The organism is Acidovorax sp. sif0632 (genome assembly GCF_019218805.1).
Lineage (GTDB): Bacteria > Pseudomonadota > Gammaproteobacteria > Burkholderiales > Burkholderiaceae_C > Acidovorax > Acidovorax facilis.
The window spans coordinates 290,777-317,384 of the sequence record NZ_JAHUWW010000002.1 but is presented as its reverse complement, the minus strand read 5'-3'; the positions used below and the strand labels follow the sequence as shown (position 1 = coordinate 317,384).

26 protein-coding genes are annotated in these 26,608 nt (G+C 65.0%); 15 read left to right on the top strand and 11 right to left on the bottom strand.

Annotation, left to right across the window (positions count from 1 at the left end; all coding sequences use genetic code 11):
• The first annotated feature begins 191 nt into the window (after positions 1-191).
• The 7 genes from KW832_RS06525 (at position 192) to KW832_RS06495 (ending at position 8,285) form a co-directional block, all read left to right on the top strand.
• Entirely contained in the window at positions 192-1,289 is a 1,098-nt protein-coding gene (locus KW832_RS06525) for a nuclear transport factor 2 family protein (protein ID WP_218299286.1), read from the top strand.
• Between the two features lie 84 nt (positions 1,290-1,373).
• Entirely contained in the window at positions 1,374-2,660 is a 1,287-nt protein-coding gene (locus KW832_RS06520) for a murein L,D-transpeptidase family protein (protein WP_218299285.1), read from the top strand.
• Positions 2,657-3,238, top strand: coding sequence for a peptidylprolyl isomerase (locus KW832_RS06515; RefSeq protein WP_218299284.1), 582 nt, complete (start codon positions 2,657-2,659; stop codon positions 3,236-3,238). The genes KW832_RS06520 and KW832_RS06515 overlap by 4 nt, the downstream gene beginning before the upstream one ends.
• 30 nt (positions 3,239-3,268) lie before the next feature.
• Positions 3,269-3,775: a peptidylprolyl isomerase gene (locus KW832_RS06510; protein WP_218299283.1), complete on the top strand. Its 507-nt coding sequence runs from the start codon at positions 3,269-3,271 to the stop codon at positions 3,773-3,775.
• A gap of 27 nt (positions 3,776-3,802) precedes the next feature.
• The gene (locus KW832_RS06505) at positions 3,803-4,594 is read left to right on the top strand and encodes a UDP-2,3-diacylglucosamine diphosphatase (RefSeq protein ID WP_218299282.1); all 792 of its coding nucleotides are present in this window, start codon (positions 3,803-3,805) and stop codon (positions 4,592-4,594) included.
• Positions 4,595-4,630: 36 nt separating this feature from the next.
• Positions 4,631-5,455: a zinc-dependent peptidase gene (locus KW832_RS06500; RefSeq protein ID WP_218299281.1), complete on the top strand. Its 825-nt coding sequence runs from the start codon at positions 4,631-4,633 to the stop codon at positions 5,453-5,455.
• Positions 5,456-6,293: 838 nt separating this feature from the next.
• Entirely contained in the window at positions 6,294-8,285 is a 1,992-nt protein-coding gene (locus KW832_RS06495) for a hypothetical protein (RefSeq protein WP_218299280.1), read from the top strand.
• A 229-nt stretch (positions 8,286-8,514) separates the two neighbouring features.
• On the opposite strand, the gene KW832_RS06490 is transcribed toward KW832_RS06495, so the two are convergent.
• Together KW832_RS06490 and mdeB are read right to left on the bottom strand one after the other, a co-directional pair.
• Positions 8,515-8,748 carry a hypothetical protein gene (locus KW832_RS06490; protein WP_121419532.1) on the bottom strand — a complete coding sequence of 78 codons (234 nt, stop codon included), beginning with the start codon at positions 8,746-8,748 and terminating at the stop codon, positions 8,515-8,517.
• 136 nt (positions 8,749-8,884) lie between these two features.
• A complete protein-coding gene (gene mdeB / locus KW832_RS06485; RefSeq protein WP_218299279.1) occupies positions 8,885-11,548 on the bottom strand; it encodes an alpha-ketoglutarate dehydrogenase in 2,664 nt (887 codons plus the stop codon).
• A gap of 103 nt (positions 11,549-11,651) precedes the next feature.
• Between mdeB and KW832_RS06480 the strand changes: the two genes are divergently transcribed.
• The gene (locus KW832_RS06480) at positions 11,652-12,125 is read left to right on the top strand and encodes an Lrp/AsnC family transcriptional regulator (protein ID WP_218299278.1); all 474 of its coding nucleotides are present in this window, start codon (positions 11,652-11,654) and stop codon (positions 12,123-12,125) included.
• Here KW832_RS06480 and KW832_RS06475 read toward each other — a convergent pair.
• Positions 12,073-13,344 (bottom strand): methionine gamma-lyase, encoded by a 1,272-nt coding sequence (locus KW832_RS06475; RefSeq protein ID WP_218299277.1) that lies wholly within the window; start codon positions 13,342-13,344, stop codon positions 12,073-12,075. The two genes, KW832_RS06480 and KW832_RS06475, sit on opposite strands and share 53 nt — an antisense overlap.
• Before the next feature lie 127 nt (positions 13,345-13,471).
• Here KW832_RS06475 and KW832_RS06470 point away from each other — a divergent pair, with 127 nt between their 5' ends.
• On the top strand, positions 13,472-13,939 hold the full coding sequence (locus tag KW832_RS06470) for an Lrp/AsnC family transcriptional regulator (RefSeq protein WP_008903283.1): 468 nt from the start codon (positions 13,472-13,474) through the stop codon (positions 13,937-13,939).
• A gap of 27 nt (positions 13,940-13,966) precedes the next feature.
• On the opposite strand, the gene KW832_RS06465 is transcribed toward KW832_RS06470, so the two are convergent.
• The 6 genes from KW832_RS06465 to KW832_RS06440 form a co-directional block, all read right to left on the bottom strand.
• A complete protein-coding gene (locus KW832_RS06465; protein ID WP_218299276.1) occupies positions 13,967-14,863 on the bottom strand; it encodes a DUF3014 domain-containing protein in 897 nt (298 codons plus the stop codon).
• Positions 14,864-15,013: 150 nt separating this feature from the next.
• Positions 15,014-15,685: an alpha/beta hydrolase gene (locus KW832_RS06460; RefSeq protein WP_055393569.1), complete on the bottom strand. Its 672-nt coding sequence runs from the start codon at positions 15,683-15,685 to the stop codon at positions 15,014-15,016.
• 38 nt (positions 15,686-15,723) lie between these two features.
• A complete protein-coding gene (locus KW832_RS06455; protein ID WP_218299275.1) occupies positions 15,724-16,566 on the bottom strand; it encodes a class III extradiol ring-cleavage dioxygenase in 843 nt (280 codons plus the stop codon).
• A gap of 145 nt (positions 16,567-16,711) precedes the next feature.
• Positions 16,712-17,128 carry an alternative ribosome rescue aminoacyl-tRNA hydrolase ArfB gene (gene arfB, locus KW832_RS06450; protein WP_055393573.1) on the bottom strand — a complete coding sequence of 139 codons (417 nt, stop codon included), beginning with the start codon at positions 17,126-17,128 and terminating at the stop codon, positions 16,712-16,714.
• 37 nt (positions 17,129-17,165) lie between these two features.
• On the bottom strand, positions 17,166-17,642 hold the full coding sequence (gene aroQ / locus KW832_RS06445) for a type II 3-dehydroquinate dehydratase (RefSeq protein ID WP_010460374.1): 477 nt from the start codon (positions 17,640-17,642) through the stop codon (positions 17,166-17,168).
• Between the two features lie 278 nt (positions 17,643-17,920).
• Positions 17,921-18,274: a hypothetical protein gene (locus KW832_RS06440; RefSeq protein WP_055393575.1), complete on the bottom strand. Its 354-nt coding sequence runs from the start codon at positions 18,272-18,274 to the stop codon at positions 17,921-17,923.
• Between the two features lie 172 nt (positions 18,275-18,446).
• Here KW832_RS06440 and KW832_RS06435 point away from each other — a divergent pair, with 172 nt between their 5' ends.
• The 4 genes from KW832_RS06435 to KW832_RS06420 all read left to right on the top strand — a co-directional run bounded on the left by KW832_RS06435 (position 18,447) and on the right by KW832_RS06420 (position 21,783).
• Complete coding sequence (locus KW832_RS06435) at positions 18,447-20,270, top strand: glutamine--tRNA ligase/YqeY domain fusion protein (RefSeq protein WP_218299274.1); 1,824 nt, start codon at positions 18,447-18,449, stop codon at positions 20,268-20,270.
• A 302-nt stretch (positions 20,271-20,572) separates the two neighbouring features.
• Positions 20,573-20,992: a hypothetical protein gene (locus KW832_RS06430; protein ID WP_218299273.1), complete on the top strand. Its 420-nt coding sequence runs from the start codon at positions 20,573-20,575 to the stop codon at positions 20,990-20,992.
• A complete protein-coding gene (locus KW832_RS06425) occupies positions 20,992-21,228 on the top strand; it encodes a hypothetical protein (RefSeq protein ID WP_255577550.1) in 237 nt (78 codons plus the stop codon). The genes KW832_RS06430 and KW832_RS06425 overlap by 1 nt, the downstream gene beginning before the upstream one ends.
• A 237-nt stretch (positions 21,229-21,465) precedes the next feature.
• On the top strand, positions 21,466-21,783 hold the full coding sequence (locus KW832_RS06420; RefSeq protein WP_218299272.1) for a hypothetical protein: 318 nt from the start codon (positions 21,466-21,468) through the stop codon (positions 21,781-21,783).
• 86 nt (positions 21,784-21,869) lie between these two features.
• Here the strand turns inward: KW832_RS06420 and KW832_RS06415 are convergent, their stop codons facing one another.
• Positions 21,870-22,991 carry a hypothetical protein gene (locus tag KW832_RS06415; protein WP_218299271.1) on the bottom strand — a complete coding sequence of 374 codons (1,122 nt, stop codon included), beginning with the start codon at positions 22,989-22,991 and terminating at the stop codon, positions 21,870-21,872.
• A gap of 151 nt (positions 22,992-23,142) precedes the next feature.
• On the bottom strand, positions 23,143-24,087 hold the full coding sequence (locus KW832_RS06410) for a M14 family metallocarboxypeptidase (protein WP_218299270.1): 945 nt from the start codon (positions 24,085-24,087) through the stop codon (positions 23,143-23,145).
• A gap of 79 nt (positions 24,088-24,166) precedes the next feature.
• On the opposite strand from KW832_RS06410, the gene KW832_RS06405 reads away from it, so the two are divergent.
• Together KW832_RS06405 and KW832_RS06400 are read left to right on the top strand one after the other, a co-directional pair.
• On the top strand, positions 24,167-25,591 hold the full coding sequence (locus tag KW832_RS06405; RefSeq protein ID WP_218299269.1) for a serine protease: 1,425 nt from the start codon (positions 24,167-24,169) through the stop codon (positions 25,589-25,591).
• Positions 25,588-26,580 (top strand): FHA domain-containing protein, encoded by a 993-nt coding sequence (locus KW832_RS06400; RefSeq protein WP_255577549.1) that lies wholly within the window; start codon positions 25,588-25,590, stop codon positions 26,578-26,580. The genes KW832_RS06405 and KW832_RS06400 overlap by 4 nt, the downstream gene beginning before the upstream one ends.
• Positions 26,581-26,608: the final 28 nt, after the last annotated feature.

Below are 26,608 nucleotides of genomic sequence, written 5' to 3'. Positions count from 1 at the left end.
GTGGTGGGTGAATGAAAATCCACCCGGCAGCTGGGGGCAAAGGCCCCTGGCGAAGGGTTGGCCCAGCGAGGGGCCTACAGCGAAATCACCCGCGGCAACAGCGTTCCGTCATGACAACCCCCTCAGCTACAATCCGCCGCAGTATAAGCCCCCGCCCGGGACAGACGCTGCCCCACACCTTTGAAGCCCCCATGAAGCAAGTCCGCCGCACACTTCCACGCCTCCTGCGCCTGCTGGCACTGACCGCGCTGCTGGGCACTGGCGCGGCCCAGGCCGACGACTACACAGAAATCACCCAGCTGATCAAAGCAGGCAAGCCCGCCGACGCGCTCGCCAAGGCCGATCAGCGCCTGGCCGCCAACCCACGCGACCCGCAGCTGCGCTTCCTGCGTGGCGTGGCACAGGCAGATTCGGGCAAGCCTGCCGATGCCATCACCACCTTCACCAAGCTGACCGAAGAATACCCAGAGCTGCCCGAGCCCTACAACAACCTGGCGGTGCTCTACGCCAACCAGAACCAGCTGGACAAGGCACGCACGGCGCTGGAGATGGCAATCCGCACCAACCCCAGCTACGCCACTGCCCACGAAAATCTGGGCGACATCTACGCCAAGCTGGCCAGCCAGGCCTACAACAAGGCGCTGCAGCTGGACGCCACCAACGCCAATTCCGTCAAGCCCAAGCTGGCACTGATCCGCGAGCTGTTCGCGCCTGAAACCGCCGGCAAGCCAGGCCGCCCCGCCGCCGCCGCCCCGGCAACGGCCCCTGCCGTGGTGGCCACGCAGCGGCCAGCGCCACCCGCAGCAGTGGCCCCCGCCCCTGCACCGACCCCGGCAGCCACACCCGTACCCGCATCTGCGCCCAGTGCAGCTCCTGCTCCTGCGCCTGCTATCGCCCAAGCCCCCACCGCAGCACCCTCAGCCACCCCGGCAGCAGCAAGCGACGCCGCAGCCGTTCAGGCCGTGACCTCAGCCGTGCAGGCATGGGCGGCCGCCTGGTCGGCCAAAGACATGCAGGCCTATCTGGGCGCCTACGACAAATCGTTCGATCCACCCGGCCGCCAGACGCGCTCAGCGTGGGAAAAGGAGCGCGAGGCGCGCATCGTGGGCAAGTCCAAGATCAACGTGCAGCTGTCCGACGTTACCGTTGCGGTCAATGGCGACAAGGCCACCGCCCGTTTTCGGCAGGCCTACACTGCTGATGCGCTCAACGTCACGAGCCGCAAGACGCTGGACCTGGTGAACCACAACGGCCGCTGGTCCATCGTCCGCGAATCCACAGGCGGTTGACTGTGAACCCCGACCCTGGGCCTGCGCAGCGTGCGGGGCTGTGCCTGCTGCCGAGCCCCTGAAGGCCTGAACCTGAAACCGCGCATGTTTGTGGAGTTGTCTGCACCAAGCCGCCGGGCTGCGGCAGGCACCCTGTTCCTCGCCGCACTGCTGCAGGCAGCACCGGCGCACGCCCAGAGCGGAAAAGTGCGCCGCGCCGCCACCCAGCCTTCGACAGAGCCAGCCGACACCAAGGCGCCCAACCTGCGCGACGGACAGGCAGAAACACGCCTGCTGGCCGTGTACAAGCTCATCGCAGAAGGCCGCAGCCGCGAGGCACTGGCCCAGGCCGAAACCCTTGCACGTGACTATCCCAACTTCCAGCTGGCGCAACTGGCCGTGGGCGACCTGCTCATGTCGCGCACACGGCCCATCCGCCGCATGGGCGATGTGCCAGAGCCCGACACAGCACGCAGCCTGCAGGTAGCCACCACCCTGGAAGAGCTGCGCAACGAATCGCGCCAGCGCGTGGACGCCCAGCGCAGCCGCCCACCCGCACACAGCATTCCCGCCCAGTTCCTGGAACTCTCGCCCCGCTCGCGCCATGCCATTGCAGTGGACGCTTCGCGCTCGCGCCTGTACCTTTTCGAGAACACGCCCAAGGGCCTGCAGTTGGTGGCCGACTACTACGCCTCGGTCGGCAAGCTGGGTATCGAGAAAAGCCTGGAGGGCGACCAGCGCACACCGCTTGGTGTGTACTTCATCACCAGCCGCCTGGACCCCGCCACGCTCAAGGACTTCTACGGCGCAGGCGCGCTGCCCATCAACTACCCCAACCCCCTGGACCAGAGCCGGGGCAAGACCGGCAGCGGCATCTGGCTGCATGGCACGCCACCCGACCAGTTTGCCCGCGCGCCCCTGGCCACCGATGGCTGCTTGGTGCTGGCAAACCCCGACCTGGAACGCATTCTGCGCACCGTGGAGCCCCGTTCCACCCCCGTGGTCATTGCGCGCCAGCTGCAGTGGGTAGCGCCCCACGCCGTGCAGGCGGACCGCAAGTCTTTCGACGCGGTGCTCAATGCCTGGCGCAATGCCAAGACCCAGGGCGACATGAACCGGTTGCTGGGCTTTTACGCGTCAGACTTCCAGAGTTACCGCAAAAAACCGCTCAACGAATGGACCCAGGTGCTCCAGGCGGAGACCCGCGCCCTGAAAGGCCGGGAACTCCACCTCAAGGACAAGTCTTACCTGCGCTGGACAGACTCCGCCGACACCATGGTGGTAACGTTCGGCGAAGTCGCCGAAGGCGCCCGCACGGGTCCCGTCAAACGCCAGTACTGGGCGCGGCGGGGCCAACAATGGCAGATATTTTTCGAAGGAGTGATTGGATGATTTCCAGAAGAAATTCGACCCTGGCGCTTGCTGGTATTGCGCTGACAGCTATTTTTTCAGTAGCATCCGTACAGGCGCAAGACACCCCCAAGGTCAAGCTGTCTACCTCGATGGGCGACATCGTGGTGCAACTCGACCCGGCCAAGGCGCCCAAAACGGTGGAAAACTTCCTGGGCTACGTCAAGGACAAGACCTATGACGGCACCGTGTTCCACCGCGTGATCGACGGTTTCATGATCCAGGGCGGTGGCTACACCGCCGACCTGATTCCCAAGCCCACCAAGGCCCCTATTCCCCTTGAAGCCAACAACGGCCTCAAGAACGACACCTACACCATTGCAATGGCGCGCACGGGCAACCCCAACTCGGCCACATCGCAGTTCTTCATCAACGTGAAGGACAACGCCATGCTCAACGCCCCGAGCCCCGACGGCCATGGCTATGCCGTGTTCGGCAAGGTGGTCGAAGGCACGGCCGTGGTGGACAAGATCAAGGCCGTGGCCACCGGCAACAAGGGCCCGCACCAGAACGTGCCCACCACTCCCGTCACCATCAACTCCGCCACCCTGGTGAAGTGACCCCGCCATTTTTTTGAAGGAAGCATTGCCATGAGCAACCCCCAGGTCGAACTGCACATCACCGGCTACGGTGTCATCACCCTCGAACTCGATGCCGCCAAGGCCCCCAAGTCGGTCGAGAACTTTCTGGCCTATGTGAACAAGGGCCATTACAGCAACACCATCTTCCACCGCGTGATCCCTGGCTTCATGGTGCAAGGCGGCGGCTTTGAGCCCGGCATGACCCAGAAGGGCACTGACGCGCCCATCGAAAACGAAGCCAACAACGGCCTCAAGAACGCCAACTACACCGTGGCCATGGCCCGCACCAGCGACCCCCACTCGGCCACCGCCCAGTTCTTCATCAACGTGGCCGACAACGGCTTCCTGAACCACACCGCACCCTCGGCCCAGGGCTGGGGCTATGCCGTGTTCGGCAAGGTCGTGTCGGGCACCGACGTGGTGGACAAGATCAAGGCCGTGAAGACGGGCCGCAAGGGTTTCCATGACGACGTGCCGAAGGAAGACGTTGTGATCGAAAAGGCTGTTGCGCTTTGATCGCACTCTGATCTGACCGCGATCTCCGTGACCACGACCGTGCCCCGGCTCGAGGAGCTTGTCGCTCCATCGCACTGGCGCACGGTCGATTTCATTTCGGACCTGCACCTGCAGGCCAGCGAGCCCGCCACAGTGGCCGCTTTCGAGCACTACCTGGCCACCACCACGGCCGATGCCCTCTTCATCCTGGGCGACCTGTTCGAGGTATGGGTGGGCGATGACGCCATGGGCGAACCTGGCAGTTTCGAGGCCGAAGGCTGCGCCGCCCTGCGGGCCGCCGCGCAGCGCCTGCCCGTGTACTTCATGCACGGCAACCGCGACTTTCTGGCGGGCCCGGGGTTCCTGGCGCAGTGTGGCATCACTGGCCTGGCAGACCCCACGGTGCTGGTGTTTGGCGGCCAGCGCTTCGTGCTCAGCCACGGCGACCTGCTGTGCCTGGACGATGTCGAGTACCAGCGCTTTCGCGTGCAGGCCCGCAGTGCCGAGTGGCAGCAACAGTTTCTGGCGCAGCCCCTGGCCACACGTCGCGCACAGGCCCGTGGCATCCGCCAGGAGAGCGAGGCACGCAAACAGTCGGGCGTCACCTATGCCGACGTAGACGGCCCGGCCGCCATCACCTGGCTGCACGCGGCCCAGGCGCATACGCTCATTCACGGCCACACCCACCGCCCCGCAAACCATGTGCTGGCGCCCGGCCTGCAGCGCGTGGTGCTCAGCGACTGGGATGCCGCTGCACGACCGCCCCGCGCGGAAACACTGCGTTTGTCGCACACGGGCTTGGAACGGCGGTCCCTGACCCCCAAGTACTCGCGATCCTGAACTGCGCGGGGTTTCACCACCCGCTGCCTGATCGCCATGCCCCCTCTTTTCCATCGGCTCTGGAGCCGCGTCCGCGCCACGGTGGCCCCCGTGCCCGACATCTCGGCCACGCTGTGGCTCCAGACCCTGCAGCGTTACCCGTTTCTGGCGGCGCTCTCGCTGCACGACCAGTCCAAGCTGCGCGCCTTGAGCGCCCTCTTTCTGCACCACAAGGAGTTCCACGGCGCCCACGGCCTGGTGGTGACCGACGCCATGGCCATCGACATTGCGGCGCAGGCCTGCCTGCCCCTGCTGCATTGGGGCGACCCGGCCAAGGCGCTCGACTGGTACGACGATTTTGTGGGCATCGTGCTGCACCCTGGCGAAGCCGTGGCACGCCGCCAGACGGTGGACGAGGCCGGCGTGGTGCATGAACACACCCAGGTGCTGCTGGGCGAGGCCATGGAGCGCGGCCCCATCATGCTCAGCTGGGAGCACGTGGCCAATGCCACCGAGAACACGGCACGCGGCCACAACGTGGTGGTGCACGAGTTCGTGCACAAGCTCGACATGAAGAGCGGCGAACCCAACGGCTGCCCGCCCTTGCCCGCAGGCTTCATGGGGACACGCACCGGACGCGCCGCCTACGAGGCCTGGTGGGCCGCCTGGGAGCCAGCGTACGAGCAGTTCCGCGAGCGTGTGATCCTGGCCGAGCGCTTTGGAGCAGAACGCCCCTGGCTGGACGCCTACGGGGCCACATCACAGTCCGAGTTTTTTGCGGTGGCCTGCGAGGCGTACTTTGTCAACCGCGAGCGTTTTGCACAGGAGTTTCCGGCGCTGATGCCGGTGCTGGATGCATTTTTCTGCCCGCCTGTGCGCTAACCCCACAGCCATCTCAAAATCCTCATGCCAATTGGGAGGGCCGGGTGTTTTAACGTATGCCCGCCTGCCGTAACCGACAGTTACTTGGCCGCTGTCATACACAGCCCATAAACTCGTCCCGTCATGTATCGTTGCCCCAACGTCACCGATAGGACTTAGAGCGGCTAACAAACTCAGCGAAGCGGTTCTGGCTAGCGTTGCGTCGCAGGCTGTACGAGCAGTACGACATGACGCGGCAACCACGCCAGAAGAGTTTTGTTAGCCGCTCTTATGCAAACAGGGATGCAACAACCGCCTTGTCTTGAGGCGCGCTGTTTGCCTGGGCACTGCTTTGCGAAAGTCAAAACCGAAATTCGCGATAGGGAGCTTCATGCCCAACACCGCATCCAAGGATCGACTGCGACGCATTGGCCTGCTTGCTGCATTGGGAGTCCCCGTGGTCGCCGCGTCTGGGGACAGCTCTTCTGACACCCCTACCTCAGCGCTAGCGCCGCACTCGCGACGGCCCGCTTTGGAGTCAGCCTGGATGAGATGGCGGTGACCAACTTCCCCTCCCATGCGTTTTCATCGGGCTGATGGCCAGTCTGCGACTCTGACCCAACATTTTCATAGGATTTTTATGCAAAGCAAACCACGCACCCCACACCGAGCCCGCTGGAGGCTGCTGGCCTCGCTGGCAATCCCTGTGCTTGCATCCTGCGGCGGGGGTTCCAGCGATACACCAGCCCCGCCACCGCCGCCCGCCACAGCCCTGTCCTTGTTGGCAGGTAGCACCGACGGCCCGGGCAACCAGGATGGCACCGGGGCTTTCGCAAAAATCAGCGTCGAAACGGGTGGTATGGCGCTCACCCCCGCGGGCGATGTGCTGATGGCAGACACCGGCAACAACACCATTCGCAAACTCTCCCCCACCGGGCAGCTCACCACAGTCGCAGGCGGCGGCCCCACACGGAGTGGCGCGAGCAGCACCGAGACGCGCTACCTGGACGCCGCAGGCACAGCATCCCGTTTCAACGCGCCGCTGGCCGTGGCGGTGGATGCGGCGGGCAACGCCTACGTGGCCGACGCCGGGAACCACCTGGTGCGCAAGATCGATGCATCCGGCAACGTCACCACGCTGGCCGGCCAGGTGGGCGTGTGTGGCAATGCCGACGGCACCGGCACGGCGGCTACGCTGTGTAGCCCCACCAGCATTGCCGTGGACAAGGATGGCAATGTCTATGTCTCTGAATGGGCACCTTTGACGCAGACCCTGCCTGCCGAGCCCACGGGCAACCCCATCCGCAAAATCACACCAGCCGGCGTGGTCAGCACCGTGGTGTTCAAGGTCAGCCAGATTCCGACGCCAGGACAAGGGCGCAACAACCCCGCGCGCTTCTACCCGGTGCAATTGGCGACCGACTCCGCCGGGGCCTTGTACGCCGCCGATCCCAACGACCATGTGGTGCGCAAATTTGCGCCCGGTGGACAGGCCACGGTGCTCTCAGGCACCGTGGCCCAGGGCAACGCTGGCCATGTGGACGGTTCGGCATCAGCGGCCAAGTTTGGCGAACTGCAAGCCATTGCCATAGACCGCTCCAACCGGATATTTGTGCTGGACAGGCACCTGGGCACGCCGCTGCGCGAGATCGCTGCCGATGGTTCCGTCACCACCGTGCGGCGCGCAGCGGACTGCGCCTTCGGCGCCGATGGCCTGCCGCCTGCCTTTTGCGCTGCCAAACGCCTCGCGGTGGATGCCCAAGGGCGCTTCCTCGTCACCGAAAACAGCGCGTCCAGCAGCTTCCAAAGCTACGCACTGATCCACCGCTACCCCCGCGATGGCGCTGCCGACTTGAAAGTGGGAACGGCACCCAGTCCTGGCTGGGCCGATGGCAGCGGGAGCACAGCCCGGTTTGACGGCCCGGGGGCGCTGGCCGTGGGCAAATCAGGCACCCTGTATGTGCGCGACCGCAACAATGCAGCCATTCGAACTATTCAGCCGGATGGCATGGTGGGCACCCTGGGCAGGGTTAAAAACCCGTGCTCGCAAATCACGGGGCCAATCAACGAAGTCGCCTTCTGCGGCCCTGAAGCACTCACCGTGGATGGTGCCGGAAACATCTACTCGTACTCTCTCAAGCGCATCCTGAAGGCCACGCCCGCAGGCAACGTCGCAGTTTTTGCCGACCTGTCCGCTCAGTTGAATGCCATCCCAGCATTTCTGGATCTTGGCATCACGGGCCTGGTCGCCGACGATGCGGGCACCTTGTACGCATCGTCGCTGCAAGGCGTGATCTTCAAGATAAACCCGACCGGTGCCGTCAGCCTGTTTGCAGGCAACCCCAACGCACGGGGGCATGCAGACGGCCCTGCCGGTTCGGCGCTGTTCTCGGCGCTGGGCCATATGGCACTCGACCCTGCGGGCAACCTGTATGTGGTCGATGGGCGCTACCACAACATCACGGGCGTGGGCCCCACCATCCGCAAGATCACCCCCGCAGGCAGCGTGAGCACCGTTGCAGGCCGCGCGGACATGCCCCCCGGGCTGGTGAATGGCCCCGTATCGTCGGCGCAACTGGCCGTGGACACAGGCACGGCACTCTCCGACTCACAGGCCCACCTGGCAGCCGACGCAAAGGGCAACGTCTATGTGACAGATCCGCGCCACCATGTGGTGCGCAAGATTGGCGTCGATGGCCAGGTCAGCACGCTGGTGGGCAAACCCTGGGGCCAGGGATTTGCGGCAGGAGACCTGCCCGGCCTCATCGACGAGCCCTGGGGCCTTGCCGTGCGCGACACCACACTCTTCATCTCCACGTCCAACGCCGTGGCGGCCGTCAAACTGCCCTGACCATGTGGCTGCGGCCCCTGAGGCACCGAAGGGGCCAAGGTGCAAGGCCCTTTGGTGCCTTGCAGTCGGCATGGCGGGTGGGCGCTGTAAAAAAAGCAGTTCCACGAATCAGTGTCGGCCCTGGCGCCCGTTGGTATTGCGTTGGCCGCTATAAAAAACAAAGCACTTCAACACCTGATGGAATCCAGCCAGCTGCTGGATGCCTGACGGATTCAGGCCCGACAACGCTTCAGGCCGACAGCGCCTGTTCGACCGCCAGTTTGGCTTCTTCCAGACTGCTGAAAAACCGTGTGGGCTGGGGCATGGCCTTGGGCAGATGGGGTGGCGCTGGCCACAGGCGCTCATCCATCCAGACCGCCGTCCAGCCGCCAATGTCCTTGCGCTTGATGGAGCAAAGTGCTTGCCCGTCCGCCATGGCTGTCCAGGTGGTCGGCGGGTTGTGGTCCCAGGTGACGTGTGTCATGGCGCCCTCTCGCGGTTGCTGGGCCATTGTAGGAAGCCTGCGCCGAATTGGGCAACGGCATTCACCCACCCCACCCCGGCGGCGGAATTGCGGAATCACGGAACGACAGCAGGCGCCCACACGGCGCCCATGTTCGTCAGCCAGCGGCCATCGCGCGTCGTGCAGCTTGGGCCACGCTGGAAGCGTCTACGCCAAAAAATTGGCGCAGTGCAGCGCGCGTGTCGCTGCGTCCAAATCCGTCCGTGCCCAGGGTCACATACTTGCGGCCCTCGGGGACAAGCGCCCGCACCGTCTCGGGCACGGCGCGCACGTAGTCGGTGGCTGCAATCACAGGCCCGCGTGTTGGGGCCAGCTGCTGTGTCAGCCATGCGGATGCAGGCGCGGATTCGCCCGCCAGCCAACGCTGCTCGCACGCCACACCATCGCGCGCCAGCTCGCTCCAACTGGTCACGCTGAGCACTGTCACTTCCACGCCTTCTGCGGCCAGCAGTTCGGCGGCCTTGACCACCTCGGTCAGGATGGCGCCAGAGCCCATCAGGGTGACGGATTTGGATGAAATCGTGCTCTCGCGCTTATCTATCAAGCGCGAGTAGCTCTTAAAAACATAGCAACCACGCAACACACCTTCTGCAGCACCGGCGGGCAGGTCGGGCTGGGCGTAGTTCTCGTTCATCAGTGTCACGTAGTAGAAAACGTCGCGCTGCTCGGTCACCATTTCGCGCATGCCAGCATCGATGATCACAGCCATCTCGCCTGCGTAGGCTGGGTCGTAGGCCTTGCAGTTGGGGATGGTGGCTGCCACCAGGTGGCTCGATCCATCCTGGTGCTGCAGACCCTCGCCGCCCAGCGTGGTGCGGCCCGACGTGGCGCCCAGCAAAAAGCCGCGCGCACGCTGGTCGGCAGCGGCCCAGATGGCATCGCCCACGCGCTGGAAGCCGAACATTGAGTAGTAAATGTAAAACGGCAGCATGGCCAGGCCGTGCACGCTGTAGCTGGTGGCTGCAGCGGTCCAGCTGGCGATGGCGCCGGCTTCGCTGATGCCTTCTTCCAGAATCTGGCCGTCCAGCGCCTCGCGGTAGCTCAGCACCGAGCCGATGTCCTCGGGCGCGTAGCGTTGGCCCACGCTGCTGTAGATGCCGACCTGCTTGAACAGATTGGCCATGCCGAAGGTGCGCGCCTCGTCGGCCACGATGGGCACGATGCGCGGGCCCAGCGTGGCGTCCTTGAGCAAGGTGCCCAGCATGCGCACGAAGGCCATGGTGGTGCTCATCTCCTTGCCATCGGCCTGCAGCGCGAACTGCGCGTAGCTCTCTATGGATGGGACGGGCAGCGCGTCGCACGCCGTCTCGCGGCGCGGCAGGTAGCCGCCCAGGTTCTGGCGATGGCTGCGCAGGTAGCGCATCTCGGGGCTGTCTTCGGCGGGTTTGAAGAAGGCGAGGCTCGTAGCCTGCTCGTCGGACAGCGGCAGGTTGAAGCGGTTGCGGAACTCGATGAGGTCGGTCTCGTCCAGCTTCTTCTGGCTGTGCGTGGTCATCTTGCCCTGGCCGGCCGTGCCCATGCCGTAGCCCTTCTTGGTGTGCGCCAGGATCACCGTGGGCTGGCCTTTGTGCGCGCTGGCAGCAGCGTAGGCAGCGTGGATCTTCACCAGGTCGTGCCCACCGCGCTTCAAGCGGTCGATCTGCTCGTCCGTCATGCCCTGGGCCAGGGCCGCCAGCTCGGGGTTCTGGCCGAAGAAGTTGTCGCGGTTGAAGCGTCCGTCCTTGGCGGCAAAGGTCTGCATCTGGCCGTCCACCGTACCTTCCAGCGTTCGCACCAGGGCGCCGGTCAGATCGCGGGCGAACAGGCCGTCCCAGTCGCTGCCCCACACGAGCTTGACCACGTTCCAGCCAGCACCCGCGAACAGGCGCTCCAGCTCGTCGATGATGCGGCCGTTGCCGCGCACCGGGCCATCCAGCCGCTGCAGGTTGCAGTTGACTACCCAGACCAGGTTGTCGAGCCCCTCGCGCGCGGCCAGGGTCAGGGCACTCATGGATTCGGGCTCGTCCATCTCGCCATCGCCGAACACGCCCCACACCTTGCGCTGGCTGCAGTCGAGCAAATTGCGGTGCGTGAGGTAGCGCATGAAGCGCGCGTGGTAGATGCTGCTGATGGGGCCGATGCCCATCGAGCCGGTGGGAAACTGCCAGAAGTCCGGCATCAGCCACGGGTGTGGGTAGCTCGAAAGGCCTTGTGCGCCCGCAGCCGGAGCGGTCAGCTCCTGGCGGTAATGCATGAGATCTTTTTCGGACAAACGCCCTTCGAGGAATGCACGTGCATACACGCCCGGCGCGCTGTGGGGCTGGAAGAACACCAGGTCGCCCCGGTGCTGGCCTTCACCCACACCCTCACGTGCACGGAAGAAATGGTTAAAGCCGCTCTCGAACAAGTCGGCCGCGCTCGCATAACTGGCGATATGGCCACCCAGTTCGCCATACGCCTGGTTCGCGCGCACCACCATGGCCAGCGCGTTCCAGCGCACGATGGAAGCCACGCGCTCTTCGATGGCCAAGTCGCCGGGGAACACGGGCTGGTCCTGTACCGCCACGGTGTTCACGTACGGCGTGTTCAGGTCGGGCTGCCAGCCAATCCGCTGTGCGCGCGCCACCCGCACCAGCTCTTGCAGCATGTGCCGCGCCCGCTCGGGGCCTTCGGTGGCGACCAGGGCCAGAAAGGCGTCGCGCCATTCGGCGGTCTCCTGGGGGTCAGTGTCGCCCAGGGCATCCTGGGTATGGAGCAGATGGGAAGGCAAGGGGGCATTCATAGGAGCACACTCTAGAAGGATTTGCAAAAAATGTGATGCCGAATTGCGAAAATTAGCCATCTATAGCAGCACAATATTCCACCATAAACCAATATTGCAGCACATGAAGCTTGACGCCACCGATCTGCGCATACTGGCCGAACTGCAGGCCGATGGCTCGCTCTCCAACGTGGAGCTGGCCCGGCGCGTGCATCTCTCGCCGTCTCCCTGCCTGGCACGCGTGAAGGCACTGGAGACCGACGGTGTCATCGCCCGTTATGTAGCGCTGGCCAACGCCGCGGCATTGGGGCTGGGACTGAACGTGTTCATCAGCATCAGCCTGAAAAGCCAGAGCAAGGAAGCGCTGGCCGACTTTGAACAGCGCATTGCCGAGCACGATGAGGTGATGGAGTGCTACCTGATGAGCGGCGACTCGGACTACCTCATCCGCGTGGCACTGCCCGACATTGCGGCGCTGGAGCGCTTCATCGTCGAACAGCTTTCCCCCATTCCAGGGCTGGAGAAGATCCGCTCCAGCTTCGCGCTTAAGCAGGTGCGTTACAAGACGGCGCTGCCGCTGCCGCAGTCTTCCCCGTAGTGGGCTCGGCCTTGAAATCCAGCGCCTGCACCAGGTCCAGTGCCTGGCCAATATCGGCCAGCAGGTCATCCAGGTCCTCCAGGCCGACCGACAGGCGCACCAGCCCTTCGGCAATGCCGTGGGCGGCACGCTGCTCGGGCGTGTAGGTGGAATGCGTCATGCTGGCCGGGTGCTGGGCCAGCGTCTCGGCATCGCCCAGGCTGACGGCGCGGGTGACGAGCTGCAACGCGTCCATGAAGCGCACGCCCGCCTGCAGGCCACCACGCAGCTCAAAAGCGATCATCCCGCCCATCTGGCGCATCTGCTGCTTTGCCAGCGCGTGCTGGGCAAAGCTGGGCAGGCCGGGGTAGTGCACGGCCGCCGCAGCCGGGTGGGCGGCGATGAACTCGGCCACTTTCTGAGCGCTCTGGCAGTGGCGGTCCATGCGCAGCGCCAGCGTCTTGAGGCCGCGCATCACAAGGTGCGCGTCCTGCGCCGACATCACAGCACCCGTCATGTCTTTAAGACCATACAGGCGCACGCGCTGGGCCAGTTCGGCATCGGCAAACACGGCCGCGCCTGCGGTCAGGTCACCATGGCCGCCGAGGTACTTCGTCATGGAATGCACGCTCACATCGGCACCCAGCAGCAGGGGCTGCTGCAGGTAAGGCGTGCAGTAGGTGTTGTCCACCACCACCTTGGCGCCCTGGGCGTGGGCCAGGGCCGAAACGGCGGCAATGTCGACCAGCCGCATGTTGGGGTTGGCCGGGGTTTCCAGGTAGATCACGCGGGTCTTCTGGCTCAGCGCGGCGGCCACGTGGGCCGGGTCGGTCATGTCCACATGGCGCACGCTCACGCCAAAGCGGCCCAGCCCGTGGTGCAAAAACGAGAAGGTGCAGCCATACAGCGTAAGGTCGGCCAGGATTTCATCGCCGGGCTCCAGCATGGACCACAGCGTGGCCGTGATGGCCCCCATGCCCGAGCCGAACACCACGGCGCCTGCGCCCTGCTCCAGGCTGGCCAGGCGCCCCTCCAGCAGCGCCAGCGTGGGGTTGGCGATACGGGTGTAGAAGTAGCCGGGCTCCTCGCCTGCAAAGCAGCGCGCGCCATAGGCCACATCGGGGAAGGCAAAAGTGGCCGAGGTGTGGATGGGCGGCACCAGTGCGCCCTGGTGGTCGGCCGGGTTGTAGCCATGGTGGATGGCGCGGGTGCTGAAGCCGGTGGCGGATGTGCGGGTCATGGTGGTCTCCTTGGAATAGGGAGATTCTTCAACCCATCAACGGGTAAGTTCTCGCCTTATTTACCCTTCATACGATCAAAGAAGGCAAAATTTGCCTCAAATTACCCAATTAGCAGGACACACTGCCATGCACCCTCATCCACTCGACCCCGTGGACCGCACGATCCTCAACGCCCTGCAACGCGATGGCCGCGCCACCGTGGGCGATCTGGCCGAAGCGGTTTCGCTGTCAACCTCCCCGTGCTGGAGGCGCGTGCGCGCGCTGGAGGATGCGGGCGTGATTGCGGGCTACCACGCCCATCTGCACCGCCAGCGTGTGGGCTGGGGCGTGCTGGGCTTTGTGCAGCTGGCGCTGCACGACCACACGGCTGACACCACATCGGCCCTGGAGCGCGAGGTCATGGCGATGCCCCAGGTGTTGTCGTGCCACAACCTTTCGGGCCGCTACGACTACCAGCTGGAGGTGGTGGCGGCCGACCTCGCATCGTTTGCCGACTATGTGCGCACCCATGTGCGCAGCCTGCCCGGCGTGCGTGAGATTTCCACGAGCTTCTCGCTCAAGGAGGTCAAGCGCACCATGGCACTGCCGCTGTAGCCGACGCGCAGCAGCCACTCACCTCCTTCACCGTTGGGGGAGCTGCAACTCGCTGGTTGCCACGCGCTTGCGCAGATCACGGAGCAGCGCTTTCGCGCGCGCCTGGTTCGCTGGCCCCATCCGCACCAGAATTTTTTGCCCGCTGGTGAGCGATTCGAGTGCCGGGTCCACAAACTCATAGCGCACCCACGGGCGCAGGTTGGGCACATCGGTGTTGACGGGCGTGAGCTTCACGCGCAGCGGGCTTTTGGGTTCGGGCGCCAGCAGCAAGTGGTCCAGCACGGCCACCAGGCGGTCGTTGAAGTAGCGCTTGGGGTAGCCCAGCTCTTCATACGCCTGCTGGAACAGCGGGTACAGCCGCGCATACAAGGCCACGGCGGGCTCCAGGGGCACGGCTTCGGCAAAAGTCAAAAAGGCGCTGTAGCGGGCGGCATTGGTGGTGGCAATCGTGGTGGGGGCATCGCCCTCGCCGTCCACCGTAAAGCGCTGCGGCATAGGCTGTACCGGCCACATGCGCGACGGGGCCTGGGCGCGGCCCAGGTTGTCTACCGTGGCCACCACGCGGCGGACAAAACCTTCGGTCAACAAGAACGACGCGACCTTGTCGCTACCCAGCAATTCGGCCAGCAGCTCCGCCACTCGCTTGTCGGATTCAGCCAATACGGGCAAGGCGGTATCTGCCGGGGCCAGCGCATCCACAGGGTTCTGGGGACCCGATGCCTCGGGCATGGGCGGTGGGGGTACGGGCGCTTCGGGTGCGCTGGCCACGGGGGGCGGCGCACCCGGGGCCTCCACCGGGCGCAGCCAGAACCACCAGGCGGCTCCGGCGCCGACCGCGCAGGCCAGCACGGCGGCAATGATCCACGGTGTGGAGGATGCGCGCGGTGGCGCGGGGCGGAACTCGGCGGTTTCGTTTTCAGGCATCGGATCTCCTTCAAGACGGGAACAACCCTTGTCCGAGCGGCTGCGGCGCAGGGCGTTCCCTATCAATCCCCCCTGGGGATCTGCTTGATTGGAAACCTGCTGGATGAGGCGCCGGTAACGCGATGTAGACCGCGCCCCGGAAGCCCGCGACTAAAACGCCGTTGGCGTTGTCGACAATGACTCCAGCCACGCCACCGTGGCCGCCAGCTCAGAAGGTCGGATCTCGTGCGCGCTGGGGAACTCGTGGTACGTCACCGTCACCGGCAGCGGCGCCATGTGGTGCGCAATGGCCTGCGCGTGGGCCAGCGGGATCACGTTGTCGTGCGTGCCGTGGCTCAGCCACAGCCGTTTGCCCCGCAGCGCGTCGGCGGGCGCACTCAAAGGCACCACCTGCTGCAGCAGCCGGCTGTGCCACACCAGCGCGGCCTGCATCAGCGCGGGCCGGGTCAGCAGCAGCGACAGCGCCATGATGCCGCCCTGGCTGAAGCCGCCCACCACCACGCGCTCGGGCGGAATGCCCAATTGCTCGGCGGCAGACTCGACCGCCTGGGCCACCAAGGCTCGGCTTTGCGCCTCTTGCTCTTCGTTGATGGTGCGTTCGCCTCCCGGTTCGATGGAAAAATCAAACCACGCGTGCGCGCCCGGCCCCATGCGAAACGGTGCGCGCAGGCTGAGCACGTGGAACCGATCCGGGATCTGCGGCGCCAGGCTGAACAGGTCCTGCTCGTTGCTGCCCACGCCGTGCATCAGCACCAGCAGCCAGGGGCGGGGGGTTGTGGAAGCAGCGGGTCGCTGCAAAAATGTGAGCGGTAGATTGAGCATAGACAAGCGCCAGCGGCATTTTTAGCTAAAAAACTTACTTAACCCGCCCGTCCTGCGACAGGCTCCAGGGCAAAAGCATCCATCGACAGCATGCTGTACATCACCTCGCGGCTCAAGTAGTTTGCGTGCAGATCGTCGCCCGCCGCGCCCAGCGCGAAGAAGATGGGCAAGAAATGGTCTTCGGTCGGGTGGGCGCGGCTGGCATGGGGGGCCTGGGTACGGTAGTTGAGCAGCGCGGCCATGTCGCCACGGGCCAGCGCATCCTCGATCCAGCGGCTGAACTCCAGCACATAGGGCGCGGGCGCACGCTCGCCGCCAAAGAATTCGGCCAGGTTGTGCGTCATGCTGCCGGACCCCACCACCAGCACGCCCTGGCTGCGCAGGCTGCGTAGCGCGGCACCCAGTGCATACACATCGGCAGGGCCAGCGCCCACGGGCAGAGCCACCTGCACAACGGGCACGTCGGCCTGCGGGAACAAATGCATCAGCGGCACCCAGGCGCCATGGTCAAAGGGGCGCGCGGCATCGCCCTGTGCAGCCACACCAGCGGCCTGCAGCAGCCCCAGCACCTCTTGCGCCAGCGCAGGCGAGCCTGAGGCGGGATATTGCAGCTGGTACAGCGCGGGCGGGAAACCGCCAAAATCGTGCCACGTGGCAGGCTGCGGGCCGGTCATGACCTGGGCAGAACGCGCCATCCAGTGCGGCGACATGATGACCACGCCCCGCAGGCCAGGGTACTGCGCCTTGAGGTTTTCACCCCACTGCGTGAGCGCGGGGCCGGTGGTGCCAGCATCGATCGCAAACAGCGGCGCGCCGTGCGATACGAACAAGGCGGGAACCACAGCGGGAGCAGTGAGGGGGGCTTGGGCAAAGGCAGTCATGGCAATTCCATCCGTGAATGCAATGAATGTAGGACTGATAGCACCTGGTACCAAGCCCTGCTGGCCGGACAGATTGTTCTACAGATGATGCCAATGCGCCATCGACGATGGCCGTGGAGATACCCACCACACAGGGAGCCCCGGTTCAAGACCCGTCGCGCACCCTGCCCCGCAGTGCCTTGGTCTCGCTGCGCTGGGTCTTGCCCTCCAGCCGCCGCTGTTTCGACCCGTAGGTGGGTTTGGTGGCGCGGCGCACCCGGGGCGGCACGGCCACAGTGTTGATCAGCGCGTTCAGCCGCGCGAGCGCATCGGTGCGGTTTTGCTCCTGGCTGCGGTACTGCTGGGCCTTGATGACCACCACACCCTCTTGCGTGATGCGCGTGTCGCGCAGGGCCAGCAGGCGCTCTTTCACATCCTCGGGCAGCGACGATGCTGCCACGTCAAAACGCAGGTGGACGGCGCTTGATACCTTGTTGACGTTCTGCCCACCCGCGCCCTGTGCGCGCATGGCGGTGATCTCCACCTCGTCCTCAGACACCTGCAGGGGCAATGGCGGGGCCATATATCTACGGGTCTATGGGTCCCCTTACCGCCTGGCGTCAGGCCGCAGGTTGCTGGGCCAGCAACTGCGCCAGGCCGTCAATCGCCAGGCCATAGCCCAGCACGCCAAAGCCACACATCACCGCCTTGGCGGCTGCCGCCATGTACGAATGGTGGCGAAACGCCTCGCGCGCATGCACATTGCTGATATGCAGCTCAATCAGCGTGATGCCGGTACCCTTGGTGGCATCGTGCAACGCGATGCTGGTGTGGGTGTAGGCCCCGGCGTTGATCACCACGCCTGCCAGCTCGCCCGCTGCGTGCAGGCGGCCTGCCTCGTGAATCCAGTCCACCAGCGCGCCTTCGTGGTTGCTTTGGTGAAAGCGCAGCGCAAAACCATGGCGCTCGCACGCGTCGGCGCACAGCTTTTCGACATCGGCCAGCGTGGCCGCGCCATACACAGCGGGCTCGCGCGTGCCCAGCAGGTTCAGGTTGGGGCCATTCAGGACAAAAACGGTTTTTTTCTTCACAGACATGCGGCACTCCGGGGGCGTTGCGCCTGCCACGCTGGCAGGCCAGAGTGCGCGATTATGCGGCGCACCCGAAGCATCCACTCATCCTGATTGCACTCCAATGCAATCCCCGAAAAGATCTTGAACAGGTTCTAAAAGCCTGCGTGCAAAGAAAAGCGGCCCCGAAGGGCCGCTATAAAAGGCAGCCTGTGCAAAGACGCTGCCTGTGAGCGACTGGCGCCCAAGAGGTTGGTTACACAACGCGGCAACCCGGTCGGGCTGCCAGCGGATCAGACCAGGGATCAACGATCCCAGCGGCCGTGGCCATACCCATGGCCATATCCGTGGTGGCGGTGGTGCCGATGGTGGCGGTAGCCGCGATCACCGTAATACACGACCGGGGGCGGTGCGTAATACGCTGGGGGAGGCGCGTAGTACACGGGCCGAGGGGGTGCGTAGTAAACGGGCGGGGGCGGCGCCACATACACCGGGGCGGGGGCGTAGTAGCCATTGCTGGCCCCCACCACCACGCCAGGCACGCCAATGCCAACCGACCAATTTACGTCGCGGGCCTGGGCTGCGCCCGTGCCGGCCAGCAATGCCAGCGCCACGCCAGCCGAAGCGGCCATGGCATAGATAGAACGGGTTTTCGTCATGGAAATCTCCTGTTTGAGCGAGGGCAGCCAGCCAAATGGACTCACCTCACCGGTACATAACGCACCAAGTAGGCAAAAGGATGGCACAAAATCGTCTTTACGTTGTGTCTGGACGTATACGCGCCTGTTTCTATGCGTAAACCATCACGAAACCGGCGCCTAAAATGGCTGCATGAGCACCCCCTCCCCCGCCAATACCGCCGCCACTGCCACTTCTGCGGCCCCTGAAACCGTCAAGCCCAGCAACTTTTTGCGCCAGATCATCGAGCATGACCTGGAAAAAGGCACCTACACCACCCGCCGCTGGGCGGGCACCCCCGGCGACGCCGCCCACCACGCCCAGGGCGAGCCCGACCCCGCCAAGATCCGCACCCGCTTCCCGCCCGAGCCCAACGGCTACCTGCACGTGGGCCATGCCAAGAGCATCTGCATCAACTTTGGCCTGGCGCGCGACTACGGCGGCATCTGCCACCTGCGCTTTGACGACACCAACCCCGAAAAAGAAGACACCGAATACGTCAACAGCATCATCGACGCGGTGAAATGGCTGGGCTTTGACTGGAACGGCGCACCCGACGCCGCTCCCTACCAGGCCAGCGACTACTTCGACTTCATGTACCGCGCCGCCGAGTACCTGATCGAAGCCGGCCACGCCTACGTGGACGAACAGACGGTGGAGCAGATCCGCATCAACCGGGGCGACTTCAGCAAGCCCGGCGTGGACAGCCCCTTCCGCAGCCGCACCCCGGCCGAAAACCTGGCCAAGTTCCGCGAAATGCGTGACGGCCAGCACGAAGACGGCTCCATGGTGCTGCGCGCCAAGATCGACATGGCCAGCCCCAACATCAACATGCGCGACCCGGCCATCTACCGCATCCGCCGCGCCACCCACCACAACACGGGCGACACCTGGTGCATCTACCCCATGTACACCTACGCGCACCCCATCGAGGACGCGCTGGAGCAAATCACCCACAGCCTGTGCACGCTGGAGTTTGAAGACCAGCGCCCCTTCTACGACTGGCTGCTGGAGCGGCTGACCGAAGGCGGCCTGCTGGCCAGCCCGCCCCCCCGCCAGTACGAATTTGCGCGCCTGAACCTCACCTACGTCATCACCAGCAAACGCAAGCTCGCCCAGCTGGTGTACGACCACAAGGTCAGCGGCTGGGACGACCCCCGCATGCCCACCATCGTCGGCCTGCGCCGCCGCGGCTACACACCCGCCTCCATCCAGACCTTTGCCGAACGCATCGGCGTGACCAAGTCCGACAGCTGGATCGACTACAGCACCCTGGAAGGCTGCCTGCGCGAAGACCTGGAGCTGAAAGCCCACCGTGGCATGGCCGTGCTCAACCCCGTCAAGCTGGTGCTCACCAACTGGGACGACGTGATGGGCGCAGGCCACCTGGAACCCTGCAGCCTGCCCGCCCTTCCCCACCCACCCGAGGGCGTGGAAAGCCCCGTGCGCCACTTCACCATCGGCAAAGAAGTCTGGATCGAACGCGAAGACTTTGAAGAAGTGCCCCCCAAGGGCTACAAGCGCCTCTTCCCCGGCAACAAGGTGCGCCTGAAGGGCGGCTACGTCATCGAATGCACCGGCTGCACCAAGGATGCTGACGGAGTCATCACCGAAGTGCTGGCCACCGTGGTGCCCGACACCAAGAGCGGCACCCCCGGCGCCGACAGCGTGAAGGTGAAAGCCGCCATCACCTGGGTGGGCGTGGCCGACGGCGTGAATGCCGAAGTGCGCATGTACGACCGCCTGTTCCTGGACGCCCACCCCGACGCGGGCGGCAAGGACTTCATCGAAAGCCTGAACCCGAACAGCCTGAAGGTGGTGACAGCCATCGTGGAGCCGTCACTGGCCAATGCCAAGCCAGATGACAAGTTTCAGTTTGAGCGGCACGGGTACTTTGTGGCGGATCGTATTGACCACAAGGTAGGGAAGCCGGTGTTTAACTTGGCGGTGGGGTTGAAGGATTCGTGGGGGAAGTGATTACCTCCTGATTGGAAAGAAGGCCAGCAAATTTCTATATTTGCTGGCCGTTTTCTTTTGGACTGATGACAGCTTTCGATGCGAAACGACCTGTCACAGTGCAATATGGATCTGTCATTTGCTGCCGTTTAGTCAAAGTCCCCGCCTTCAGATGAGAATTTTCTGCGTCGAACACTTCGCATCTCAAGGGGTAGGACATCAGCTACCCAGTAGCTTGGTGTGAAAACACAGTCTGCGAGTTTGGGTGGAATGGCGAATGATGCTGCTGTGCAAGCTGCAGCTTGAAAAGCGAGGAAAACAACATGCTGCTAACCGATATCACCGTCGAGCACACCCTGGTGTCCAAAAAGAATGGCGTTCGTCAGACCTTCTTACTGCATCCGTTTACCGATACACAGCGAGATTCACTCGGTAAATTTGAGATCGTTCGCGACATCAGCCAGCCAGGACTCAAAGACGTTAAACGTTCAACCTTCGTGACGTTTCAACAACTGGCAGAGTTGTATGCAAAAGGTGCACTCGAAGAATTCGGGTTTTCCGTTCGCATGTGTCCGGGTCAGGGCACGTACCCCGCCAAGAATCCAGCAAAAAAGATACTGCCAACTAGCATCAGGCCGGGCTCACCGTTCGACGTGGCTGTTCAAAAGGTGGATATTTCAAAACCTGCGACTCGCGAATTGAGAACCGCCTTACTTCGCACCGATGTCACCCTTCAAGGGTGATGACGCTGATTGATAGGAAAGTCCCTGTGAACTCATCCGTTGCCCATGCTGAACTCATCGCCACTTTCCAGCGGGCGCAGGCAGATGCCGCTCACAAGCTCGGATTGATCAAAGCTGCGGCGAACAAGGGCCCCAAGGCAGTCCAAGCCGCCACGGAAACGGCTGCAAAGGCCGTAAAACGCAGGGACTCGTATGCAAAAAAGCTGGACAACCTGGGGGTGAGCCTCAAGGATTGATGGTGGCCGAGCCTAGGGCCCGGCACCGGCTAGTAGCCACCGGCTGCACCTGGCCGCCAGAGACAGATAAGTGCTAGAGACCAATTGCATGATCCATGCAAACCGCCCATAGTCTCCCACGGGGTGCAGAGCGAAACCTGCGATCGGTCGGCAAAGCACCCACAACACGCGACACACCGGGCAGAGATCGAGCCACCGCGCCGCAAGCGCCACGCCATTTGCGATAGAGACACCGCCATGCTCCCTTCCTCACCCCTGCCGCTCACTTTCACCCGCACCTTCGCCCACATACCGCCCGGCCCGCTGGCAGGCCCCTTGCAGTTGTTGCCAGTCAACGCCGCCGCAGTGGCAGTCCACACCGCCGATGGCGCGCATGTGGGCTCGCTCAAGCTGGTTGGCGGGGTGTGGAAGTTCAAGGCCATGGGCTACGACGCTGCGGGCCGCATGGAGCCGGGCCACGGCCCGCTGACGGAGCAGCACAACATGCAGTTCGCCACGCTGGATGCGGCCGAGGTGAGTGCGCGGTTGCTGAGCGCTTTGGGAAGCAATCCATAAATCCCACTCGCGCACCAAACCCTTCTTGCTATCAATTTGATATCAACAAAGGCAATACCATCAGGCGGAAACGGCCAGTTTCGCCTCTATTTCCGCTCCACTAACGCCCGCAACGGCTGCCCGCCTGTGGACAGCTGAAACACCAGCCCCATGGCCTGCACCTGCCAGCCTTGTTTGGCAACCGTGGGGGTGATCTGGAAACCCGCCATCACGCAATCGGTCGTGCGCACCTCGCCTGCTTCGGGGGGGCTGCCCAGCATCTGGGTGTAAGTCTGCGGCGGTTGCTGCGTCGGAGCTTGTTGCGGCTGCGCCGCCTGCCCCTCTTTCACCAGCACCAGGTACGCTCTTTCGCGCGCAATGGGGGCGGCGGGGTCGGCGCCGTCGGGGCGCAGGGGGAGGTGGAAGTCGGGCACGGGGGTGGCTGGGTCAAACGCCAGCTGGGGCGTGAACTCGGCCTTGGTGGGTGCGCCGTTGCTCTGGGCCCAGTGCAGGCGCAGGTAGGGTGGGGGTTCCTGGGCGGACCACATCAGGTGCACGTCGTTGCCGTGGGTGCAGTAGCTGGGGTGGGCCACGGGGTGGGGGTGCGTGGGCCATTGGCCGCCGCCGTGGCGTTGCTCCACGCGCAGCAGGCGGTTGTAGGTGGTGCCCAGCAGTGACTGGGTGTAGATGAGCCCCACGCCGTGCAGCTGGTAACGCTGCACGGGCTGCACGGTGTGGGCCAGCGGCGGGTTGCTGGCGGGCAGCTCGCGGCGCTGGGCCACGTCGCGTGCGGCGGTTTGCAGGGCGCTTTGCGCCAGCAGGCTGGCATAGACGGGCACGGCGGCGATGGCCAGGCCGGTGAGGCCCAGCACCAGGCTTTCGGCGCGCGAGAGTGCGGGCCGCACCCAGCGCCCGGCCAGCACATGGCCGCCAAACCACACCACCGGCCCCAGGGTGTAGAGCGACAGCACAAACACGCCCAGCGCAGCGGGCCCGCCCACGGCGCGCGCGGGCAGCAGCACGGCCGCCACCGCCAGCAGCGCGGCCAGCACCGACACCAGGCGCACCGCCAACCAACTGCCCACGCGGCGGCTGGGCTTGAAGTAGCGGCTCTCCAGCCACAGCAGCGCTACCACCACGGCCAGCAGCCCGGCGGCCATGCGCCACCAGGCCTGCTGCTCGGCGGCGGGCATGCGGGCGAAGGTGTCCAGCATCTGGGGCCAGTCCATGGGCGTCTCTGTTCAATGCGGGTGGTGGGTGGGCTTGGGCTTTGGTGCTTAAGCGCCTCAGCGCCCTATTGCTTCTATTTTTATAGCCATCAGTGCTTATCTATCAGGCGGTAGCGGCCAATTTGGCCCTCAAAAAAAAGGTGGTACAGGTTTACTGCGCCCCACACACAAACTCCACCGCCGCGCACACCGCCGCCACCTGCGCCGCGATGCACTGCTCGGGCGTGGCGCGGGGGCTGTCGGGGTAGACCTCGGTGGTCGTGGTGTAGCGCGCCCCGGTCACGCTGGCGCACAGGCCCCAGGCCTTGAATTCGTAGCGGATCACGCCGGGCTCGGTCATGGGCGAGCCGATGATTTCGTTCTTTTCATCGGGCGGCGCAATGTGCGTAACGCGGCCCACGGCCTCGATGATGGCTTGTTGGAAGGCGGGCTGTGGGTTCTCGGTGTCGTCCACCAGGTAGAAGCCGTCGGGGATGCTGCCGGGCTCGAACACCTTGCCGTCGCGCGCGGCCACGGCGGGGCGATATTCGGATTCGTCGGTGTCGGTGGTTTCGTGCAGATCGATGTGGGCAGTGAACTGGCCATATTGGCCTTGGTGCTGCGCCACCAGCCGCATGAGGGCGAGGGATTCCTGCGCGAGGGAGCCTTCTTTGAACGAGCGGTTGGGGTCGATGGCGTCGAAGTTCCAGCGCTGAAACCGCTCATACGCCCAGGGGCTGATGCAGGGCACCACCAGCAGGTTGGCGCGGCCCGCAAAGCGTTCGGCCTGGGTATCTACAAAACGCAGTGCGCCGTGCACGCCGCTGGTTTCGTAGCCGTGCACGCCGCCGGTGATAAGCACGCTGGGCAGGCCGGGTTGCCAGTTGCGGCTGCGGATGGCGCGCAGCGGAAAGCGCTCGGCCGGGTGCTGGTCGTTGGCATACACCACGTCGCCATACAGCTCCACATCAAACCGGCCCCGCAGTGCCTCCACGGCATTGAGCACGTCGTCGGCGTAGCTGCGCTGGCGCACCTGGCACGCGCGCCACTGGTCGCGCTCTGCGGCGCCCCAGGGCTGGCCGGGCGTGCCGATGGGATAGGTGTGGATTTCTGACATGGGTGCGTGGGTGCGTAGATATTGGATGGGTTGCCCAGGCAGAACCTGGGGAGGTGCAGGGCATTCATAGAATACCGCGATGCCCTTCCCCCTGATCCGGCCCCTGCGGCTGGCTACCTCGTCCTTGGTTCTGCTGCTCTGCGCCCTGGTCGCCCACGCACAGAATGCCCCTCCACCCGCCGCCCCCCCGGCAACTCGCCCTGCGGGCAGTGACCCGGCAGACGGCACCACACCGCCACCGGGGGCCGCTGCAGCCTCTGTACCCACCGGGGCGGATGCCGCCCTGCTGTCGCGCGATGCGCGGCGCATTTATGAGCTGTCGCGCGACAAGCTGGTGCAGATCCGCACGCTGCTGCGCAATGCCAACACGCAGGCGTCGATTGGCTCGGGTTTTTTTGTATCGGCCGATGGGCTGATCGTGACGAACTTCCATGTGGCCAGCCAGCTGGCGCTGGAGCCCGAGCGCTACCGGGGCGTGTACGTGACGATGGAGGGGCAAGAGGGCGAGGTGGAGCTGCTGGCGTTTGACGTGCAGCGCGACCTGGCCGTGCTGCGCGCCAAGGGCCGCACGGCCGCTGCGCCGGTGCTGGGCTTTCGGCCCGCCGACGAGGCGCTGGCACAGGGCGAGCGCATCTACTCGCTGGGCAACCCGCTCGATATCGGCTTTGCCGTGACCGAGGGCACCTACAACGGGCTGGTCAAGCGCAGCTTTTACCCGCGCATCTTTTTTGGCGGCACGCTCAACCCCGGCATGAGCGGCGGCCCGGCGGTGGACGACGCAGGCCGCGTGCTGGGCGTGAACGTGGCCAAGCGGCTCGACGGCGAGCAAGTCAGCTTTCTGATCCCGGCCGAGTTTGCGCAGGCGCTGGTGCAGCGTGCGGCCAACGCCCAGCCCATCACCCAGGCCGCGCATGCCGAGATGACGCGGCAGCTGATGGAGCACCAGCAGCTTCTGACAGACCGGTTCCTGAAAGCGCCATTTCGCGAGCAGCGCCACGGCAACTACCGCGTGCCCGTGCCCGACGATGCGCTGGCGCGGTGCTGGGGATCGGGGCGCGACCCGGCGTTTCCGGGCCTGAACCTGGAGCGCACGCAATGCCGGGCCGACAGCGATGTGGTGGCGGGTGAATTCAACACCGGCGCAGTGCGCCTGAGTTATGAGGCCTACAACGCCCCCACCCTGGGCGCTGCACGGTTCGCCCGGATGTTTTCCCAGAGCTTTGCCAACGAACAGCTGCAACGGCGCGGCAACCGCCACCAGACGGCCGCAGAGTGCAGCGAGCGCTTTGTGGACCCCGGCAGCCTGCCGCTGCGCGCGGTGGTCTGCCTGTCGGCCTATCGCAAGCTGCCCGGTCTGTACAACATGACTGTCCTGGCCGCGTCCATCAACCAGCCTACGCAAGGCGTGCTGGGCCGCCTGGACGTGCAGGGCATTGCTTTTGACAACGGCATGAAGCTGGCCAGCCACTACCTCAAGGCCTTCCGCTGGGAGGCCGCACCATGAGCACGATGCCGACGACCCTGGGGCTTATCGAAGCCTTTGACCGCCACGGCGCGTTGCTGGCGCGCGCGCCTATCACGCGCTGGCCCGTCACAGTAGGCCGGGCGCTGGACTGCGACCTGGTGCTGGACGACCCGTTTGTGGCGCCCCGGCACCTGCGCATCGACCGCGCGGTGAACGAGCCACGCACCGTGCAGATCGAGGTGCTGGAGACGCGCAATGGCGCACGCCTGCAGCGCAAGCAGCACGGCCCGGGCGAGCACTTTGACTGGCCCGACGGCGCGCCCATCGACCTGGGCCACACCCACATCACGCTGCGCCTGGCCGATGCACCGATTGCTGACGAGCAGCCGCTGCCGCAGTTTCCGTGGCGCACGGTGGGCACCACGGCGGCGCTGGTGGCGCTGGTGCTGCTGGCGGGGCTGGGGGAGTCGTGGCTGGATGCGCGCGACAGTTCGCAATACCTGAAGGCCGTGCCGGGCGTGTTGCTCACGCTGCTGGTGGTGCTGGGCGCCTGGTCGGGCGTGTGGGCGGCGGCCAACAAGGTGTTTGCGGGCCACCTGCAGTTCTGGCGCCACGTGCGCATAGCCTGCGCTGCGGCCCTGGCGGTGGATGTGGTGCATCTGGTGGCCCACCTGACCGCATTCGTTTTCTCGCTGGAGGTTTTTTCGCAGTTCGCCAGTGTGTTGATCGTGCTGGTGCTGGCTGGTGCGCTGTATGCCCACCTGGCGACCGTGCTGCCGCGCCGCCGCGTGGGCCTGGCGTGGATGGTGGCTGCGGTGGTGGCCCTGGGCGTGCCGTCGTGGCTGGGTGCGCAGTGGCTCAACAACATGCGCTTGTCGCAAACGCTCTACATGAGCAGCCTGTTTCCGCCCAGCCTGCGCGTGGCCCCGGCCGTGCCGGTAGAGCAGTTTCTGCAAGAAACCGAGTCGCTGCGCAGCAAGCTGGACCGCCGCCTGAGCGATGACGGCCAGGCGGACGATGACGAGTAAAAAGTAGCACCGCGCAGAACGCTTCACC

Bases quoted from the DNA above. Each gene is read 5' to 3' on its own strand.
- KW832_RS06470 (WP_008903283.1), top strand. From the start codon at position 13,472: ATGCACCCTCATCCACTCGACCCCGTGGACCGCACGATCCTCAACGCC.
- KW832_RS06430 (WP_218299273.1), top strand. From the start codon at position 20,573: ATGCTGCTAACCGATATCACCGTCGAGCACACCCTGGTGTCCAAAAAG.
- arfB (WP_055393573.1), bottom strand. From the start codon at position 17,128: ATGGCCCCGCCATTGCCCCTGCAGGTGTCTGAGGACGAGGTGGAGATC.
- KW832_RS06440 (WP_055393575.1), bottom strand. From the start codon at position 18,274: ATGACGAAAACCCGTTCTATCTATGCCATGGCCGCTTCGGCTGGCGTG.
- KW832_RS06415 (WP_218299271.1), bottom strand. From the start codon at position 22,991: ATGGACTGGCCCCAGATGCTGGACACCTTCGCCCGCATGCCCGCCGCC.
- KW832_RS06510 (WP_218299283.1), top strand. From the start codon at position 3,269: ATGAGCAACCCCCAGGTCGAACTGCACATCACCGGCTACGGTGTCATC.
- KW832_RS06425 (WP_255577550.1), top strand. From the start codon at position 20,992: ATGACGCTGATTGATAGGAAAGTCCCTGTGAACTCATCCGTTGCCCAT.
- KW832_RS06400 (WP_255577549.1), top strand. From the start codon at position 25,588: ATGAGCACGATGCCGACGACCCTGGGGCTTATCGAAGCCTTTGACCGC.
- KW832_RS06420 (WP_218299272.1), top strand. From the start codon at position 21,466: ATGCTCCCTTCCTCACCCCTGCCGCTCACTTTCACCCGCACCTTCGCC.
- KW832_RS06515 (WP_218299284.1), top strand. From the start codon at position 2,657: ATGATTTCCAGAAGAAATTCGACCCTGGCGCTTGCTGGTATTGCGCTG.
- KW832_RS06480 (WP_218299278.1), top strand. From the start codon at position 11,652: ATGAAGCTTGACGCCACCGATCTGCGCATACTGGCCGAACTGCAGGCC.
- aroQ (WP_010460374.1), bottom strand. From the start codon at position 17,642: ATGTCTGTGAAGAAAAAAACCGTTTTTGTCCTGAATGGCCCCAACCTG.
- KW832_RS06520 (WP_218299285.1), top strand. From the start codon at position 1,374: ATGTTTGTGGAGTTGTCTGCACCAAGCCGCCGGGCTGCGGCAGGCACC.
- KW832_RS06405 (WP_218299269.1), top strand. From the start codon at position 24,167: ATGCCCTTCCCCCTGATCCGGCCCCTGCGGCTGGCTACCTCGTCCTTG.
- KW832_RS06435 (WP_218299274.1), top strand. From the start codon at position 18,447: ATGAGCACCCCCTCCCCCGCCAATACCGCCGCCACTGCCACTTCTGCG.
- mdeB (WP_218299279.1), bottom strand. From the start codon at position 11,548: ATGAATGCCCCCTTGCCTTCCCATCTGCTCCATACCCAGGATGCCCTG.
- KW832_RS06525 (WP_218299286.1), top strand. From the start codon at position 192: ATGAAGCAAGTCCGCCGCACACTTCCACGCCTCCTGCGCCTGCTGGCA.
- KW832_RS06475 (WP_218299277.1), bottom strand. From the start codon at position 13,344: ATGACCCGCACATCCGCCACCGGCTTCAGCACCCGCGCCATCCACCAT.
- KW832_RS06495 (WP_218299280.1), top strand. From the start codon at position 6,294: ATGGCGCTCACCCCCGCGGGCGATGTGCTGATGGCAGACACCGGCAAC.
- KW832_RS06465 (WP_218299276.1), bottom strand. From the start codon at position 14,863: ATGCCTGAAAACGAAACCGCCGAGTTCCGCCCCGCGCCACCGCGCGCA.
- KW832_RS06460 (WP_055393569.1), bottom strand. From the start codon at position 15,685: ATGCTCAATCTACCGCTCACATTTTTGCAGCGACCCGCTGCTTCCACA.
- KW832_RS06490 (WP_121419532.1), bottom strand. From the start codon at position 8,748: ATGACACACGTCACCTGGGACCACAACCCGCCGACCACCTGGACAGCC.
- KW832_RS06410 (WP_218299270.1), bottom strand. From the start codon at position 24,087: ATGTCAGAAATCCACACCTATCCCATCGGCACGCCCGGCCAGCCCTGG.
- KW832_RS06500 (WP_218299281.1), top strand. From the start codon at position 4,631: ATGCCCCCTCTTTTCCATCGGCTCTGGAGCCGCGTCCGCGCCACGGTG.
- KW832_RS06455 (WP_218299275.1), bottom strand. From the start codon at position 16,566: ATGACTGCCTTTGCCCAAGCCCCCCTCACTGCTCCCGCTGTGGTTCCC.